Source organism: Pseudoalteromonas sp. P1-16-1b (assembly GCF_001401785.1).
GTDB classification, from domain to species: Bacteria; Pseudomonadota; Gammaproteobacteria; order Enterobacterales; family Alteromonadaceae; genus Pseudoalteromonas; species Pseudoalteromonas undina.
This window is the reverse complement of the sequence record NZ_LKGQ01000009.1, coordinates 73,608-91,810: the sequence shown is the minus strand read 5'-3', so window position 1 is coordinate 91,810 and position 18,203 is coordinate 73,608. Positions and strand designations below refer to the sequence as shown.

Annotated in this window: 15 protein-coding genes and 1 pseudogene; 6 read left to right on the top strand and 10 right to left on the bottom strand. The window is 41.8% G+C overall.

Translation table 11 applies throughout. The features are described from left to right. Positions 1–57: 57 nt before the first annotated feature. The 5 genes from astD to AN392_RS08695 form a co-directional block, all read right to left on the bottom strand. Entirely contained in the window at positions 58–1,527 is a 1,470-nt protein-coding gene (gene astD, locus AN392_RS08715; protein WP_055012479.1) for a succinylglutamate-semialdehyde dehydrogenase, read from the bottom strand. A 15-nt stretch (positions 1,528–1,542) separates the two neighbouring features. Then, positions 1,543–2,559 carry an arginine N-succinyltransferase gene (astA, locus tag AN392_RS08710; protein ID WP_055012478.1) on the bottom strand — a complete coding sequence of 339 codons (1,017 nt, stop codon included), beginning with the start codon at positions 2,557–2,559 and terminating at the stop codon, positions 1,543–1,545. A gap of 84 nt (positions 2,560–2,643) precedes the next feature. Then, complete coding sequence (locus AN392_RS08705; protein ID WP_008108435.1) at positions 2,644–3,849, bottom strand: aspartate aminotransferase family protein; 1,206 nt, start codon at positions 3,847–3,849, stop codon at positions 2,644–2,646. 370 nt (positions 3,850–4,219) lie between these two features. Next, complete coding sequence (locus AN392_RS08700) at positions 4,220–5,380, bottom strand: HDOD domain-containing protein (RefSeq protein ID WP_055012477.1); 1,161 nt, start codon at positions 5,378–5,380, stop codon at positions 4,220–4,222. 47 nt (positions 5,381–5,427) lie between these two features. After that, positions 5,428–6,009: an aminodeoxychorismate/anthranilate synthase component II gene (locus AN392_RS08695; RefSeq protein ID WP_055012476.1), complete on the bottom strand. Its 582-nt coding sequence runs from the start codon at positions 6,007–6,009 to the stop codon at positions 5,428–5,430. Positions 6,010–6,258: 249 nt separating this feature from the next. On the opposite strand from AN392_RS08695, the gene AN392_RS08690 reads away from it, so the two are divergent. The 4 genes and pseudogenes from AN392_RS08690 to AN392_RS18570 all read left to right on the top strand — a co-directional run. Then, complete coding sequence (locus tag AN392_RS08690; protein ID WP_055012475.1) at positions 6,259–6,501, top strand: YdcH family protein; 243 nt, start codon at positions 6,259–6,261, stop codon at positions 6,499–6,501. Between the two features lie 158 nt (positions 6,502–6,659). Then, the gene (glpK, locus tag AN392_RS08685) at positions 6,660–8,165 is read left to right on the top strand and encodes a glycerol kinase GlpK (RefSeq protein WP_055012474.1); all 1,506 of its coding nucleotides are present in this window, start codon (positions 6,660–6,662) and stop codon (positions 8,163–8,165) included. A 14-nt stretch (positions 8,166–8,179) separates the two neighbouring features. After that, entirely contained in the window at positions 8,180–9,682 is a 1,503-nt protein-coding gene (gene glpD / locus AN392_RS08680; RefSeq protein WP_054202766.1) for a glycerol-3-phosphate dehydrogenase, read from the top strand. A 39-nt stretch (positions 9,683–9,721) separates the two neighbouring features. Then, positions 9,722–9,893, top strand: a pseudogene (locus AN392_RS18570) (glycerol kinase); the annotation flags it as partial. 123 nt (positions 9,894–10,016) lie between these two features. On the opposite strand, the gene AN392_RS08675 reads toward AN392_RS18570, so the two are convergent. Continuing rightward, complete coding sequence (locus tag AN392_RS08675; RefSeq protein WP_055012473.1) at positions 10,017–10,940, bottom strand: LysR family transcriptional regulator; 924 nt, start codon at positions 10,938–10,940, stop codon at positions 10,017–10,019. A 120-nt stretch (positions 10,941–11,060) separates the two neighbouring features. On the opposite strand from AN392_RS08675, the gene AN392_RS08670 reads away from it, so the two are divergent. After that, entirely contained in the window at positions 11,061–11,810 is a 750-nt protein-coding gene (locus tag AN392_RS08670) for a 3-oxoacyl-ACP reductase family protein (protein WP_055012472.1), read from the top strand. A gap of 364 nt (positions 11,811–12,174) precedes the next feature. Here the strand turns inward: AN392_RS08670 and AN392_RS08665 are convergent, their stop codons facing one another. Next, positions 12,175–12,573, bottom strand: a complete 399-nt coding sequence (locus tag AN392_RS08665) for a thioesterase family protein (protein ID WP_055012471.1) — start codon at positions 12,571–12,573, stop codon at positions 12,175–12,177. Between the two features lie 30 nt (positions 12,574–12,603). Here AN392_RS08665 and AN392_RS08660 point away from each other — a divergent pair, with 30 nt between their 5' ends. Continuing rightward, positions 12,604–13,308, top strand: a complete 705-nt coding sequence (locus tag AN392_RS08660; RefSeq protein ID WP_055012470.1) for a 2OG-Fe(II) oxygenase — start codon at positions 12,604–12,606, stop codon at positions 13,306–13,308. Positions 13,309–13,379: 71 nt separating this feature from the next. On the opposite strand, the gene AN392_RS08655 is transcribed toward AN392_RS08660, so the two are convergent. From AN392_RS08655 to acnB, 3 genes are all read right to left on the bottom strand, one after another. Next, positions 13,380–14,615, bottom strand: coding sequence for a cysteine desulfurase-like protein (locus tag AN392_RS08655; RefSeq protein ID WP_055012469.1), 1,236 nt, complete (start codon positions 14,613–14,615; stop codon positions 13,380–13,382). 10 nt (positions 14,616–14,625) lie between these two features. After that, positions 14,626–15,258, bottom strand: a complete 633-nt coding sequence (locus tag AN392_RS08650; protein WP_008108423.1) for a 2OG-Fe dioxygenase family protein — start codon at positions 15,256–15,258, stop codon at positions 14,626–14,628. Positions 15,259–15,457: 199 nt separating this feature from the next. After that, positions 15,458–18,055 (bottom strand): bifunctional aconitate hydratase 2/2-methylisocitrate dehydratase, encoded by a 2,598-nt coding sequence (acnB, locus tag AN392_RS08645; protein WP_055012468.1) that lies wholly within the window; start codon positions 18,053–18,055, stop codon positions 15,458–15,460. Positions 18,056–18,203: the final 148 nt, after the last annotated feature.

The following is an 18,203-nucleotide window of genomic DNA, read 5'->3' as shown; positions in this document are numbered from 1 at the left end:
AGCAGCCGAAGCTGCTTTTATACTAATTAAGTCGTACTTAACTAATGTTCAGAGGACTTAATCTATTTTTAAGCCTGGGCTTAATGTTGCTGGCATGGTTACTTTTTCAAGTTCCACAGAAGCAACAGGGTATGCACAGTAATCGGCAGCGTAATAAGCGCTTGCTCTGTGATTGCCTGAGGCACCAATACCACCAAACGGTGCAGCACTTGAGGCGCCTGTAATTGGACGGTTCCAGTTAACAATACCCGCACGAATACGACGTAAGAAATGATCGTAATCAGCTTGGTTATCACTTAGTAGGCCTGCTGATAAACCAAAGCTAGTGTCGTTTGCTTTATCAATCGCTTGGTCAAAGTCATCAAAGCGGAATACTTTTAAAAGTGGACCAAAATGCTCTTCATCTGGGAAGTCTTTAATATTTGTGCACTCAATAATACCCGGTGTAACAAAACCGGTGTTAGCTGTATGCTCAAGCTCAACTAACACGTCACCACCCATGGCTTTTAACTCGTCTTGCGCTTTAACCATACCAGCAGCAGCGGCCGCTGAGATCATTGAACCCATAAACGGTTGGTCAGCGTCGTCGTAGTTACCAACTTTAATTGCTTTAGTCGCTGTAATTAAGCGCGCTAAAATTTCATCGCCTTTAGCACCTGTTGGTAAAAACAGTTTACGCGCACAGGTACAACGTTGGCCGCTTGAGATAAACGCAGACTGCACAATATCATGCACTACAGCAAGAGTATCTTCTGCATCTTTAACGATTAGTGGATTATTACCACCCATTTCAAGCGCTAAAATCTTACCTGGTTGACCTGCGAACTGTTCATGTAAAATATGACCCGTACGTGAAGACCCAGTAAAGAATAAACCATCAATGCCTTTGTGTGACGCCAATGCTTTACCTGTTTCTACTTCACCTTGAACTAGGTTAATTACCCCAGCAGGTAAACCGGCTTTTTCCCATAGTTTAAGGGTTAGCTCAGCCACCATAGGTGTAAGTTCAGATGGTTTAAATACCACAGTATTACCGGCTAAAAGTGCAGGTACAATGTGGCCATTTGGTAAATGCCCAGGGAAGTTGTAAGGGCCAAATACAGCAACAACGCCATGTGGCTTATGACGGATCATCGCACGACCTTGCGGCATAGCGTTTTCAACATCACCAGTACGGTCTAAAAATGCTTTTTCAGCAATGGCAATTTTACCTACCATGGCGCCCGCTTCAGTACGTGTTTCCCAAAGTGGTTTACCTGTTTCTTGTGCAATAGCAACCGCTAGCTCTTCGCTGTGCTCTTTTAATGTTGCAGCAAAGGTTTTTACAATCTCTAAACGCTCGCTAAAGCTTTTATCAGCCCAGCTGTAAAATGCTTCACGTGCTGATACTACAGCGCTATCTACTTGCTCTGCGCTTGCAGCTGATGCCTGCCAAATAACGTCGTTATTTGCAGGATTAACTGAGTTAAATTCTGTGCCTTGGCCTTGCGACCATTGACCATTAATAAATTGTGCAGGATGAGTCATATACTTTCTCCTAAATTAAACTGGGGTAGCAGTAACAAAGTCGCCCGATTTTAAATGTAATGCATCAGCAAGTTCTTGCGTAAGCACAAGGCTGTTTGAACGTGAATCAAATGCCATAGGAACAACGGTTGCTCTAAAGTCTTCAAGCTTATCATTGGCTAGCAATACCATGGTATCACCTGTCATTTCGCCAATTTCAACACTAAAGTTTTGTGCATTACGTACAGTAGCAATGTTATCTACTTTTGCTTCAACGGTTGGGCCTGCATCAAAAATGTCGACGTAACCATTAAAAGTAAAGCCTTCACTTTTTAATAACTGAATAGCTGGGCGCGTATTATCGTGTACTTGACCAATAACCGCTTGCGCTTCTTTACTCAATAAGTTGACGTAAATTGGGTATTTAGGCATTAACTCCGCAATAAACACTTTTTGGCCAATTCCCGTCAGATAATCTGCGGTTGGAAAATCCATTGAGAAAAAGTGCTCTTCAAGCCACTGCCAAAACGGGCTACTGCCGTTTTCGTCAGATACGCCACGCATTTCTGCGATAACGGTTTGTGCAAAGCGTTGCTGGTGCTGTTTTATAAACATAAAGCGTGCTTTTGAAAGCAGCTTACCGTTACAATTTTTACGATAACCGTCTTTTAAAAACAGCGTACACAGCTCTGTAGCCCCAGTGTAGTCATTACAAAGGGTGAGAATATCTACCGCTTTATATACATCTAGCGTGCGCGAAGAGTGAATCACTTTACTCAAATGATAGTGATAAAATGCGTCATCTAAGCCAACTGCCGCTTCAATACCTGAAGTACCAACTACTTCACCAGTTTCAGTATCTTCAAGAACAAATAAGTACCCTTCATCACCAGGTTGTGACGTGGTTTTTGTAAATGAGTTAACTGAATGTGCAATCTTCTTTTGTAATAACTCTTCATTATTAGGTAAAGAAGTAAAGCCATGTCCCGACTCGTCGGCAATGGTTACTAAAGCTGCATAATCACTTTTTTGGATTGGGCGAAGGATCATCATGAATCCGCTTACTCCCTTATATATAACGGTAAATAGGAACTGCAGGGCAAACAATGTTTGCCCTTAGAGAAGTTGAATTAGCGATTACGCATTTACAACGTGGGCTACTGCTTTTTCAAAGCGTGCCATACCTTCGCGAATATCAGCTTCTGGTATTACTAAAGATGGAGTGAAACGAACCACATCAGCACCCGCTACAAGTGACATTAAGCCATGCTCAGTACCTGCAACTAAAAACTCTTTAGCGCGCCCTTTGTACTGCTCATTAACTACGGCACCGATTAATAAACCTTGGCCACGAATTTCACTAAATACATGGTACTTTTCGTTAATCGCATTAAGTAGCTCGGTAAATAACGCCGCTTTTGCTTTAACGCCCGCTAATACTTCTGGATTGTTCACTGTATCAAATGCAGCTTCTGCAACTGCACAGGCTAGTGGGTTACCGCCGTAAGTAGAACCATGAGTACCTACTTTAAGATGCTGTGCAATCTCAGTGGTTGTTAGCATAGCGCCAATTGGAAAACCGCCACCAAGTGCTTTAGCTGAAGTTAAAATGTCAGGTACTACGTTTAAGCCTTGGTATGCGTATAGCTCACCCGTACGACCAACACCTGATTGCACTTCATCAAAAATTAGCAATGCATTGTGCTTAGTACATAAATCACGAACGCCTTGAGCAAATTCGTCAGTTGGCGAGATAATACCGCCTTCACCTTGAATTGGCTCCATCATTACCGCACAGGTGTTATCGCTAATCAACGCTTCAAATGCGGCAAGGTCATTGTAGTCACAATGAACAATGTCGCCTGGCTTAGGACCAAAACCGTCAGAGTAAGCCGCTTGACCGCCTACAGTAACCGTGAAGAAGGTACGACCATGGAAACCTTTATTAAAGGCGATAATTTGTGACTTTTCTGCACCAAATTTATCAAGCGCAAAACGACGCGCTAATTTAAGTGCCGCTTCGTTTGCTTCTGCGCCTGAGTTTGCAAAGTAAACTTTTTCTGCAAAAGTCGCATCAACCATTTTTTTAGCTAAGCGAAGCGCTGGCTCATTGGTCATTACATTTGATAAATGCCAAATTTTTTCGCCCTGCTCTTTTAATGCACCCACTAATGCAGGATGGCAGTGGCCAAGACAGTTAACGGCAATACCACCAGCAAAGTCGATAAACTCTCGTCCTTGTTGATCCCATACACGAGAACCTTCGCCTCGAACTGGAATTACGCTTGAAGGTGCGTAGTTAGGAACCATTACGTGATCAAATAATTCGCGATTGACTGTCATTTTATTTCCTCTTAATTGTGTGCATCACAAAGCAGTAGAATAGGGGTGTGATTATTGTTAATAACCAAATGTGTCGGCAAAAAATAATAGCTATGTATTTGCCTGAAACTACGTTGTGGTTCAATTTTCAGGCGCTCATTATTTCAGAAATTTAGGGTTATGTCTCTTCAAAAACTTTCATGTACCCCTTTAAAATAAAGGGCTTAAGATATTATTTCATAGATAGTGAATAACTATTTGAGAGCTAATAATGATGTGCATTTACCTTAGTCAGCGCCTCTACAACGAAAAAAGCATAGCGCTTATAAACCAACTGCACATGAATAAGTAGAATTAAAGTGAATGAATAGTCGCAAAAAAATTAACAGATTTAATCGATTTGAAGTGCCAAATTAGTAAAATTAGCTGTTTGTAAGGTCTCTAACTCTTTTTTTGTAAACTTATAATAGCTAAACCAGCTTTGTAATTCATCGTCTTCAATAAGCTGGTGCTCTTTTAAATTTAAGTACTGAGAGTAACAACGCGCCTTTAAAATTACTTGTGATAATGGCAATAAGCTATCACCTTTTTCTGTCCCATTCACTAACTGCTGCATAACAGTGTTAAAGGGTAAGTATTTAAATGACATGGTTTCAATCACCTTGGCGCTAACAAGCAGTGATTTTTCATTCAGCAATGTCGTTAAAAATAGCGGGTCAGGTTTTAACTCCAACAACGCAGTGTGTAGGTTTTTGTCACCTTCTTCACGAGCACGCTGTATTTTGCGTTGCCATACTTGCTCAAACACTTTTAAATATAAGCGCACTAAGGCAATTTGCCCCACATTTAATAACATGCCTAAGGTAAATGCATGCATGGGATTTAACCCATTAAGCTGCGCTAGAGTTTGTGCCGCAATAGCACATGACATAGTGTTGTCTTTTAACCTGCGCTTTAATAGCGGAAATGGTGCGGTGCTGTTTGGCATCCAATGGCGCACTGCAAAAGTAGGCACTACCAGTTGCAGGTTGTCTAAGCCCAAATAACGTAATGCCAACGCTGGGGTATCTACTTTGACTGAGGTGCCTTTACTGCGTTGCTTACGATAAAAAGGTAAATTAACTAAGGTAACCAGCTCTCGTCCAAGCCAGTTTAAATCGTTAATTAGCGGCTCTAAACGACCGACCGATGCCGCGCGTGTTGCAAGAATATCAAGTATCGCGGGCACATTATCATCTATACCAACAGTGTCTTTGATGACTAAATCTATGTCTTCAAGACGTTTGGCCATCACGGTTTCAATAACCGTATGTAATTTTTGACTGGTTTTTGCCTGTAACTTTTGATGTGAAGTACTTTTTTGTTGACGCTTTTGATGAGCGGCCACTTCAACTTCTAATAAGGTACGCTTTTTAACGGGCTTACCATCATTGAGGTCTAAGGTATGAATAAAGCCTATTTGCTGATTAGCAAAACTATGACCCAGTAGCAAATCATGCGCTCGTTGGTGTAGCACGTTAACAATTCGCTGTTGCTGCAATGTATCGGTCATAAACTCTATCTTAAGGCAAAAAAGGAAAATAGCTTACAGGTATAAGCCTAGAAGCGCGTTAAAAAGTTATCAAGTAAGGCTAAGCCTTGCTCGGTCAAAATTGCTTCAGGGTGAAACTGCACGCCTTCAAGTGCAAGCTCATTATGCAACAATCCCATAATTTCATCACGCAGCCCAGTGTTGCTTTGTGTCCATGCTGTTACTTCTAGTTTTTTAGGCAATGAGTGTGCTTCAACAATTAAAGAATGGTAGCGGCACACTGTCAGCGGGTTTGGTAAACCTTTAAACATACCTTGATGCTGGTGATAAATTGGCGATGTTTTTCCATGCATAACCTGTTTAGCGCGCACCACCTTACCACCTAGCACCTGAGCAATAGTTTGGTGCCCCAAACAAATACCTAATATAGGATAAGTTCCTTTAAATTGCTCTACAACAGATAACGATACTCCCGCTTCACTTGGGCTTTTAGGGCCTGGAGAAATCACAATATGATCGGGGTTTAACTGTTTAATTTCGCTCAGCGTTATTTGGTCGTTACGTTTTACCACCACTTCTTGATCTAATCGTTGAAAATACTGTACCAAATTGTAGGTAAACGAGTCGTAGTTATCGATCATTAAAAGCATGTATTAAAGTACTCAAAGTAATTAGGCGGATGGTTATTGCATGCATATTCTAACTGAAGGCTTTGCAGGTGTCAGTGTTTTGCAGCTCAGCTAATACAAATAGCTCGCTTACAATCAGCAATGGTTGATTTATTTTAAATCAGCCCAAGCTCTATTATATGAGTAATTCAGTAGTTACAAACTGTCTATCAGTAAAGTGACCTGCATTATCCAACAGCGCATTAAATACGTATAAACAAGGAGTAACCTATGTTAGGCGAAGACCATTCATTAACTAAAGACTTTCCTGATTACACGCAAACAATTGCAAAATTCAATGCAAATGATGAAAACTTTGCTACTAAAGCAAAACAATACAATGAAATCGATAAAGAAATTCGGGTACTTGAACTACAAGATTCACCTATCGATGACGAAGCTATGCAGCAGCTAAAGCACGACAGAATGGTATTAAAAGATTGGTTACATCAACAATTAACGAGTACTAATTAATCACTATTGCTTGGCGTCTATTAAATAATAGGCGCCAAAATTTAATTATCATTTCCCTCTCCTACCCTATAATTTTAACCATTATGGTGCAAAAGCATTGCTATTCGTTTAGCTTAAAGACAAGCTATCTTTATCTAAATTAAACAACGTTATTTTTTATGGCTAAATACTTACTCTCGATTGATCAAGGAACGACAAGCTCTCGGGCTATTTTATATAGCAAAGATGCACAGATGATAGGGAGTGCTCAACAAACCTTCCCTCAGCATTTTGTAAAAAATGGTTGGGTTGAACACGACCCTGTAGATATTTGGCAAACTGTATTAACCAGCGTCAAAAACCTCTTAGCGCAGCAACAAGTAACCGCCGCCGACATAATTGCCATCGGCATTGCTAATCAGCGAGAAACCACTTTAGTGTGGAATAAAAAAACTGGGCAACCTATTTATAACGCGATTGTATGGCAAGACCGACGCACTAGTGAATATTGCGATAGTTTACGTCATGCTGGGCATACAAAAATGGTGAATGATAAAACCGGTTTAGTACTCGACCCTTATTTTTCTGCAACCAAAGTTCGTTGGATTTTAGATAACGTCACTGGCGCTAAAGAGCAAGCAAAAGCAGGTGAACTAGCATTTGGCACGGTAGATACCTACTTATTGTGGCAATTAACCGACGGTAAAGTGCACAAAACCGATGCCACTAATGCCTCACGAACTTTACTGTTTAATATTCATCAGCAATGCTGGGATGAAGAATTACTGGCTTTATTTGATATTCCACTGGCTATGTTACCTGAGGTAATGGACTCAGCGGCTGATTTTGGGGTAACAAGCAGCGAGTTGTTCGGTAGTGAAATTCCTATTTGTGGTATTGCTGGCGATCAGCAAGCGGCTTTAATTGGTCAAGCCTGTTTTGAAGAAGGTATGGCAAAAAGCACCTACGGAACAGGCTGCTTTTTAATGCTTAACACTGGCGATAAAGCACTAAAATCAAATAATCGTTTATTAACCACTCTTGCATATCGGCTCAACGGCAAACCCACCTATGCAATTGAAGGCAGCATTTTTATGGCTGGTGCCACCATGCAATGGATAGTAGAAGGCCTAAAACTATTAGAAAACGCAGGTGAAAGTGAAGCCCTTGTCAAAGGTGTTCCCTTAGATCATGGGGTGTTTTTAGTGCCCTCGTTTACTGGCTTAGGTGCCCCCTATTGGGATGCAAATGCAAGAGGCGCTATTTTAGGCCTAACCCGAGATTCAGGCATTAGTACTATTGTGGCAGCTGCCTTGCAGTCGGTGGGTTATCAAACCAAAGATTTACAAAAAGCTATGGAGGGTGACGGACTTCGCCCTAGTATTTTAAGGGTTGATGGCGGCATGGCAAACAATAATTGGGCCATGGCATTTTTAGCTAACATTTTAGGCGCAAGCGTTGAACGCCCAACCTTGACCGAAACCACTTCATTGGGGGTTGCCTACTTAGCAGGCCTGCAAACTGGGGTATATGAATCAACTGCGCAGCTTGCCAACATGTGGAAAAGCGATCGTCGCTTTGAACCAACCATGAGCAGTGAAGAGCGCAACGATTTATACGCAAAGTGGCTACATTGCATTGCACAAGTTAGACTTTCTAATAGCACTGACGACGAGAGTGACTAAACACTGGGAAATCTATGAGCGCACACGACAACGAATATGACTTACTCATTATTGGCGGCGGTATTAATGGCGCTGGCATTGCAGCCGATGCTAGTGGTCGTGGCTTAAAAGTACTCTTATGTGAGCAGAACGATTTAGCCTCTGCTACCTCTTCTAATAGCAGCAAACTTATTCATGGCGGGCTTCGCTATTTAGAGAACTATCAATTTAGATTGGTAAGAGAGGCCTTGCGTGAGCGTGAAGTACTGTTAAAAAAAGCACCTCATATTATATGGCCACTGTCTTTTCGACTGCCGCACCAAGCACATTTGCGTTCGCCATGGATGATTCGCATGGGGTTATTTATTTATGACCATCTAGCCTGGCGTAATACTTTACCAGCTTCAAAAGCGATTGAGTTTAACCGCGATAGCGTACTTAACAGCAGCATCACCCAAGGCTTTGAATACGCAGACGGCTGGGTTGATGACGCGCGCTTAGTGATTTTAAACGCACAAGCAGCGCATAATTTGGGCGCCACAATTGCAACACGCACGCGCTGTATTAAAGCCACCCGTAATGCAGACTATTGGGATGTGACTTTAGAGCAGCAAGCTAGCAAGCAACACCTAAATATTAAAGCTAAAAGTGTTGTAAATGCTGCAGGCCCTTGGGTCGCGTCATTATTTGAAGATGTATTTACCCAGCCCACACCACATACTGTTCGTCTTGTAAAAGGCAGTCACATTGTGGTGCCTCGGATCCACAGCCAGCCGGTTGCCTATATTTTACAAAACGAGGATAACCGTATTGTATTTGTGATTCCTTATGAGCAAGATTACTCACTAATTGGCACCACTGATGAAGAGTATTCCGGCGATATTGCTGATGTAAAAATTAGTGAGCAAGAAATCGAATACCTGATCAGTATTACTAATCATTACTTTAAAAAGCCAATAAGCGAAGCGGATATTGTGCACACGTTTAGTGGCGTGCGCCCGCTGTTAGATGACAAATCAACAGATGCCCAAGCGGTCACCCGCGATTACAAATTGATATTAAATAATGAAGCTGATCACGCCCCATTATTAAGCGTGTTTGGTGGCAAAATTACCACCTATAGAAAGCTTGCAGAAAATGCCGTTAATAAATTAGCGCCCTTTTACCCAAAAATGAGTGGCTCGTGGACGAAAGACACCCCTTTACCAGGTGGCGACTTTAGTAACCAAGCACACCTTATCGCACAGTTAGAAAGCAGCTATCCTTGGCTGCCAATCGACACCTTAAAACGTATGGCTCGCAGCTATGGCACACTTAGTTATGAGTTACTGGGGAACAGCCAAGCAATCGGCGATTTAGGTTATCACTTTGGCCATGGCTTATATGCAAAAGAAGTTGATTACTTAGTAAACCATGAATGGGCAAAAAGCAGCGCAGATATATTGTGGCGCAGAACTAAGCTCGGACTGCGCTTTACTGAAAAACAAGTCATTGCCCTGGGGCAATATTTAACTAAACATCCTGCTTGCCACAACTAAACTGCGATTAACTCGTTGCAACAAGGTGCTGTGATGAGTGAGCGCCTTACTTTAACCGAAACCACCTCACTGGGGGTGACTTACTTAGCAGGATTACAAACTGAGGTGTATGAATCAACTGCGCAGCTTGCCAAGCGTTCGTCGCTTTGAACCAAGTATAAGCAGTGAAGAGCGCAACGATTTATACGCAAAATGGCTACATTGTATTGCATTGAACAAGTTAGACTTTTCAATAGCACTGACGACAAGAGTGAGCAAGTAAACACAAGAATACTTATGGGCGCACACAATAATACTAAAAGTACCTGCAATGTCGTACTTCGATTAATCAAAATTACAAAGAAGCCTCAAAAACATCTGGATGACGGCTAGTTAAAGTAATAATCTCATCTATGATGACTCTTATTTTAGGCAGAATGTAAGGTGTTTTTAGCCAAACAATACTGATGGGTGCTCCTTCGCCATTGAATTTCTCTAATACAGGGCATAATTGCCCATCATCAAGGTATTGCTTCACTAACCATACTGGTAGTTGAGCTAAACCTGCACCAGATAAAGTCGATTGCAAAATACCTTCACAGTCGGCTATCTCATGACGTGCTGAAATATCAACAGATTCGGTTGCCCCTTTAGCATTTTTCAGCAGCCAACTATGCCTTTGTCCTATAGGCCAACCGACGATGCAATCATGTTGAGCAATATCTTCTTTTTTGGTAATCGGTGCTCGCGTTGCTAAATAAGAGGGAGAGGCACATATCACCCTTTTTTGCTCCCCTATTTTACGTGCAACAATATCGCCCGAGTTTTCTAAGTGCCCAACGCGGATCGCAAGATCAATCCCGTCACTGACTAAATCCGTAGGACGGTCATTAAAGGTAATAGATAGATCTAATTGCTCGAACTTGGACGTTAATTCTAGCAACTTGGGTAGGATTGCTCTTCTACCGAGAACTGCGGGTAAATCTATACGCACACGCCCTGATGGCAATAACTGTTGATTGCTTAAGCGCTTCTCTGCTTCCTCTAAAATGGTCATCGCTTTAAGGCAGTCGGCTAAATAGGAATCCCCATCATTGGTTAACGCGATGCGTCGAGTTGTTCGATGAAGGAGTTTGGTGCCTAGCTGTTTTTCTAGTCGAGCAACGCTTTTACTTAAAGCTGAACCGGTCATTCCAAGCGCTTGAGCCGCAAGGGTAAAACTCCCCAACTGCGCAACGGTGACAAAGTGACGAACTTCTATAAATTGGCTTTTTAACATCATTAATTCCCTGCAGGACTTTGTGTTCATCATTTTAAAGACTTAATAAACCAATGTGAATCGATTATTCTGTGTACATCAACGAGATGATTACATCGATTTTCAATTAAGGTAAACATAATGAATAACTTCAATAGATTCAGTGGGAAGGTTGCTTTTATCCAAGGTGGCAGTCGCGGCATTGGTGCCGCCATTGTTGAGAGATTGGCATTGGAGGGAGCGTCTGTTGCTTTTACATTTGTGTCATCCCACGAAAAAGCTAAAGCGCTTGCTGAGAACTTAACTTCACAAGGTAGCAAAGTCATCGCAATAAAGGCGGATAGCACTAAGCCTGAAGATATCAGAAATGCAATCAGCGAAACCATAGAACAACTTGGTCAAATTGATATTGTCGTAAACAACTCAGGTACGCTGATCTGGGACAGTATTGAAAATTTGACGATGGATGATTGGGACAAGACCATCAATACCAACGTACGAAGTGTATTTGTGGCTATTCATGAAGCCGCGAAGCATATAAATAATAACGGCAGAATAATCAATATCAGTAGTACGAACGCTCAGCGCATTCCTTTTGCTGGCGGTTCTATATATGGAATGAGCAAGTCTGCACTAACCGGATTGGTTAAAGGTCTCTCTCGCGATCTAGGCTCTAGAGGCATTACAGTTAATAACATTCTTCCTGGTCCAGTGGATACTGACTTAAACCCAGACAATGGCGATACTTCGGAGCCTGTAAAAGCAATAGGTGCACTTGGTCGTTATGGTCAAGTTGAGGAGATTGCTAGCTTAGTTGCATTCGTTGCTAGCTCAGAAGCGGGTTATATCACTGGCGCTGACTTGATGATCGACGGTGGATTTTCCGCTTAGTCAAGATATGCGGTCGAGTAACTCGTGATTTATCAATCTAACTTCAGCAATCATCGATACATGGTCAGTAAAGAGAAGTACTATGGTTGGCCTATTTCAAGGCCAACCTTTTTAGCATACCTACAAATAGCAATTAGCTGTCACAACATAAAAATCCAATATTAAATACTGAGCCCACAAAAAAGAGGCTACCAATCGACACCTTAAAACGTATAGCGCGCAGCTATGGCACACTTAGTTAACCATGAATGGTTAAGAACTAACGCAGATATATTGTGGCGCAGAACTAAACTCGGACTACGTTTTACTGAAAAACAAGTCATTGCCTTAGGGCATATTTGACTCAGTCACAGCTAAAATGCGATTAACTCGTTGCAACAAGGTGCTGTGTTAATGCAGCTTTTTCATCAGCCGAAAGCGTTTGCTTTGTCTTGCTGGCAAAGTCGTATCGCACCATGACCGTTTTACCAATTGCACAACACTTATCTTGCTGCCAGGCTTCTTGGCGGATCACAAATGAGCTATTACCAATCTGCTCTATGCTGGTGTTAATTGTCACCTCATGAGCATAAAATAGCTCGCCGACAAACGACACTTCAACCTTAGCAATGATTAACTTCCAGTTGTGAGGATTAAGATCAGGGGTAAAAAATTTAAAAATAGGTACTCGGGCGGCTTCAAACCAAACTGGGAGTACGGTATTGTTGATGTGTCCGAGTGCATCCGTTTCGCTAAAGCGCGGCATCACTTTTTCAGTAAACATAATAATCCATAATAATTAAACAGGTAACTCATGACGGACTTTATCCGCGTGTATGACAACGCGCTCAGCAGTGACTTTTGCGATAACTTTATCACTACCTTTTCTCAAAGCCCGCATATTAAACAAGGGATGACATCGGGTGGCGTTGATCTTAATAAAAAAGATAGCCACGACCTGCACTTAAACAATCATCCTGAGTACGCAGAACAATTAAAACATATTCAACAAACCACTGCACAGTTTGTTTTTAAATACATTGAAGAACATATTTTTATGATGATTGGGGCATTTGGCTTAAAAGTGTATCACCCAAAAACAGGTCAGCCGGTAGATTTGACTCATGCCAATTATGACGAAGTAGGTAAACCACAACTTCCTTTATTGGTGCAGCAAATTTTTAGGCTCGGTAATATTCAAGCACAAAAATATGAGGTCAATAAAGGGGGCTACCCGTATTGGCATAGTGAGGTGTATCCGCAGTTACAACATAATGAAGCCCTGCATCGGGTATTGTTATTTATGTTTTATTTAAATGATGTTGAAGAAGGCGGAGAAACCGAGTTTTATTATCAAAATCGTAAAATAGCCCCTAAAAAAGGCAGCATGGTGGTTGCTCCAGGATATTTCACGCATACACATAGAGGCAATAAGCCAGTATCAAATGATAAGTATATTTTAACCTCATGGGTTTTGTTCAATCGAGCAGAGCAAATATATGGAACCCCACAAAGCTAGGTAATCAGCCAATAAAAAAGCCATAAGTAATTTTTACTTATGGCTTTAAAAAGTATTGAATAAATAAGGGATTAACCTAGTAGCTCATCAAACAAATTAAATAGCGTGTCCATTTCTTCTAGAGTGTTGTAGTGCATGCAACCAATGCGTACTACGCCGCCCTTATCAAGCACACCCAGTTGTTTGCATAAACCTTGGGCGTAAAAATTACCATCCCATACACATACATGTTGTTTGCCTAAAAATTCAGACACTTGGCGAGGCTCTAACCCTTCAAAGGTCAGTGCAAACGTAGGGGTACGCTCACTTAAGCGTTCTAAGTCATCAATACCAAACAATTTAATACGCGGGTAATTAACCAGGCGTGTTAAAAAGTATTCACTAAGCGCCATCTCGTGTTGTTTCGTTTTTTCAAACGCAACACGCAGTTTTTCTCGGCGTGAGTGACTGTCATCAAGTTCGCTAATTGCCGCAATGTAATCAACCGCTGCAATAAAGCCCGCTAGTGCTTCAAAACTTTGTGTGCCGGTTTCCCAGCGGCCTGGAGCAACATCTTTTGCTGGTTCTACTTTATAAGGTGTAAACCCTTCTAAGTGATCTGTTTTGCCATAAACCATGCCTAAGTGCGGACCAAAAAACTTATATGCAGAACACGCTAAAAAGTCACAATCTAACGCTTGCACATCGATTAGTTCATGAGGGGCATAATGCACAGCATCAACATACACCAATGCACCGACATTGTGAGCAAGCTCTATAATACGTTTAATATCGTTAATAGAGCCTGTGGTATTTGATGCATACGTAACCGCAACTAATTTAGTGTTAGCGTTTAATAAGCTTTCAAAATACGCCATATCTAAACTGCAATCGGCTTCGTTAATAAGCGCTGTGTTAACCACTGCGCCTTTATCTTCAGCGGCTTGCTGCCAAGACGATACATTTGAAAAATGATCTGCATTGGACACAATAATTTCATCGCCTGCTTTCCAACTGCGTGAAATCGCGCGGCTGAAGCTAAACGTAAGGCTGGTCATGTTCGGACCAAACACAATATTTTGTGCACTAGGGGCATTTAACAAATCAGCCGCCGCTTGACGCGCATTAGCCATTAGCTCAACCGTTTTGTCACTTGAGAAAAACGCACCGCCCAAGTTTGAATTGTAATGCCCTAAATAAGCGGTCATGGCACTGAGTACCGGCTGGGGTACTTGTGAGCCACCTGGCCCATCTAAAAATACCGGTGACTTGCCATCAACCGTTTGCATTAAAGCGGGAAATTGCGCGCGCAATTGCATTAAATTCATTTTATTTCTCTTAAGCAGTTAGTACAAAACAATCCAGGTAACCTGGTTTGTTAGCATCAATTTTGTTCATTGGCGTGGCGTTATGCCATACCTGACGGTCATTAATTAGTGCAAACATGCCGTCTTTTATTTCCATTTTAAAACACGGTTCAGCTTGTTGGTTTTCATAAACCAATAGCTCTCCACCTTCTAAATTCTCATGAGAAACACCACATACACACACATGATCAAACCCGTCTTGATGCACACCTTCTGGGGCTGCTGGCGTGTCGCTATCAATGGCAAGCATTCTAAATTGGTGAATTTCAATATCACGCTCTGCATCAATACCGGTAATCGCACAAAATTCGCTAACAATACTTTTCATACCCTCAGACTCAAGCAAGCTTTGCTCTAAATTTTCGTAAGTACGTTCAACATTACCTTGAAAGGTATTAATTGAATCGTCTTGCACAAACGCTTTAGTCGCTTGAAGATTAAGCTCACCATTTTGTAGTTTAACTACTGAATAACGGCGCTTGCGAAACGCACCATCTGCATATGGGTTTGCAGGTAAGTTATCAAAAGAAGGCTTAACCAAATCAATGTTGGCTTGGTTAATAAAACGAAGTTGCAGTAAATTCTGGTTGTTTAATGCGGTCATAAAATCCTGCTTATAATAATGATAATATTGGCAGGGATTTTAATGCATATAGCGAGGATTTTTTGCTTTATTATTCAACTAAAAAGTAAATAATACTTAAATTTAATTCAATATAAGATTATTAAAGCATGAATAATCCAAATTAAATTCAAACGACAAAAAACCCGCCGAAGCGGGCTTTTCATTCAAACTCTATTAATTATACAGCTTGCTGAATAATTACGTTGTCTGCTTTTTTAGTGTATTGAGGCATACGGTGGAAGTTCAAGTAACGGTAGGTATCTGCTGCCGTTGCATTGATTTTCGCTGCATATTCTTGGTACTCAGCCGGAGTAGGTAATTTACCTAAAATTGCCGCTACTGCCGCCAGCTCTGCTGAAGCTAAGAACACATTTGCGCCTGTACCTAAACGGTTAGGGAAATTACGTGTTGAGGTAGACACAACCGTTGCTTTATCTGCAACACGTGCTTGGTTACCCATACACAGTGAACACCCAGGCGTTTCAATACGTGCTCCAACACGACCAAAGATACCGTAGTAACCTTCGTCCGTAAGCTGGTCTTTGTCCATCTTAGTTGGCGGTGCAACCCAAAGCTGTGTTGGAATACGACCAGTAAAGCCATCTAGTAATTTACCTGCGGCACGGAAGTGACCAATGTTAGTCATACAAGAACCGATGAATACCTCATCAATTTTCTCGCCTGTCACGTCAGATAGTAAACGCGCATCATCAGGGTCATTTGGCGCACAAAGTACTGGCTCTTTAATATCAGCTAAGTCGATTTCAAGCACATGCTTGTACTCAGCATCTTTATCCGCTTCCATTAGTTCTGGGTTAGCTAGCCATTCTTGCATTGCTGTAATACGACGTTCGATTGTACGTACATCACCGTAGCCTTCAGAAATCATCCACTTAAGCATAACAATGTTAGACTCAAGGTATTCGCTGATCGACTCTTTAGAAAGCTTAACAGTACAACCTGCTGCTGAGCGCTCTGCTGATGCATCTGATAGTTCAAATGCTTGCTCAACAGTTAAGTGCTCAACTCCTTCAATTTCTAGTATACGACCAGAGAACTCGTTGATTTTACCTTTCTTCTCAACCGTTAATAGCCCTTCTTTAATACCGTAGTAAGGGATGGCATGAACGAGGTCACGCAACGTGATACCAGGCTGCATTTCACCTTTAAAACGAACCAAAATCGATTCAGGCATATCAAGTGGCATAACACCTGTTGCTGCTGCAAATGCGACCGCACCTGAACCCGCTGGGAATGAAATACCTAATGGGAAACGAGTATGTGAATCACCACCGGTACCTACGGTGTCTGGTAATAACATACGGTTCAACCATGAGTGAATTACACCATCACCAGGACGAAGCGATACACCACCACGGTTCATGATGAAATCAGGAAGTGTATGATGCGTATTTACGTCAATTGGTTTAGGGTAAGCCGATGTATGACAGAAAGACTGCATGGTTAAATCTGCAGAGAAACCTAAACAGGCTAAGTCTTTAAGCTCATCACGTGTCATAGGACCGGTGGTATCTTGCGAGCCAACCGTGGTCATTTTTGGTTCACAGTATTGGCCTGGGCGAATACCGGCAACATTACATGCTTTACCCACCATTTTTTGCGCAAGCGTAAAGCCTTTATCTGACACTTCAGTGACCGTGGGTACTTTAAATACGTCAGTTGCACCTAAACCTAGTGATGTACGTGCTTTGTCTGTAAGGCCACGACCAATGATCAGTGGAATACGACCACCAGCACGAACCTCATCAAGAATGACCTCTGATTTAAGTGTGAACGTAGAGATCACGTCATCAGTACCGTGACGTTTAACAACCCCTTCATAAGGGTAAATGTCGATTTGGTCACCCATGTTGAATTCATCAACATTTAATTCGATTGGTAATGCACCTGAGTCTTCCATTGTATTGAAAAAGATAGGCGCAATCTTGTTACCTAAACAGACACCACCTACGCGCTTATTTGGGACAAATGGGATATCAGCACCCATAAACCAAAGCACGGAGTTAGTAGCAGATTTACGTGAAGACCCGGTACCAACAACATCACCTACGTAAGCAAGTGGTAAGCCTTTAGTTTTTAATTCTTCGAGCTGGGTAACTGGACCTACTTCACCGTTTTTATCAGGGTTAATGCCATCACGTTCTGTTTTAAGCATCGCTAGTGCGTGAAGTGGAATATCAGGACGTGACCATGCATCTGGAGCGGGTGATAAGTCATCCGTGTTTGTCTCACCAGTGACTTTAAATACAGTAACCGAGATCTTTTCAGCAACAGCTGGCTTATTAGTAAACCATTCTGCGGCAGCCCAAGACTCAATGATTTGTTTGGCGTATGTATTACCTGCTTTTGCTTTTTCTTCTAAATCGTAAAACGCATCAAACATTAATAATGTGTTTGCAAGGCCCTTAACTACGATTGGCGCTAACGCTTCGTCATCAAGTAGGTCAACCATTGGCGCGATATTGTAGCCACCAAGCATAGTACCAAGCAATTCAGCTGCTTTTTCTTTAGAGAGAAGTGGAGAAACGGCTTCACCTTTTGCAACTGCCGCTAAAAAACCAGCTTTAATATAGGCTGCATCATCGACACCCGGCGGTACACGATTGATTAGTAGTTCTAGGACGAACTCTTCTTCGCCTGCCGGTGGAGTTTTAATTAGCTCAATAAGATCAGCCGTTTGCTGAGCATCTAATGGCGCTGGTACGATACCTAACGCGGCACGTTCTTCTACGTGTTTACGATATTCTTGTAGCACAGTATTGCCCTCTTGGTGACGTGAAAGTATTCGGTAGTGTTTACAAAACACACTATAACCCAATACTTATAGTATTCTAACGCTCGATTATAAAGCTTTTATACATAGATTAAAATCCATCCACTTGGGCAACTAGTTATATCGATTA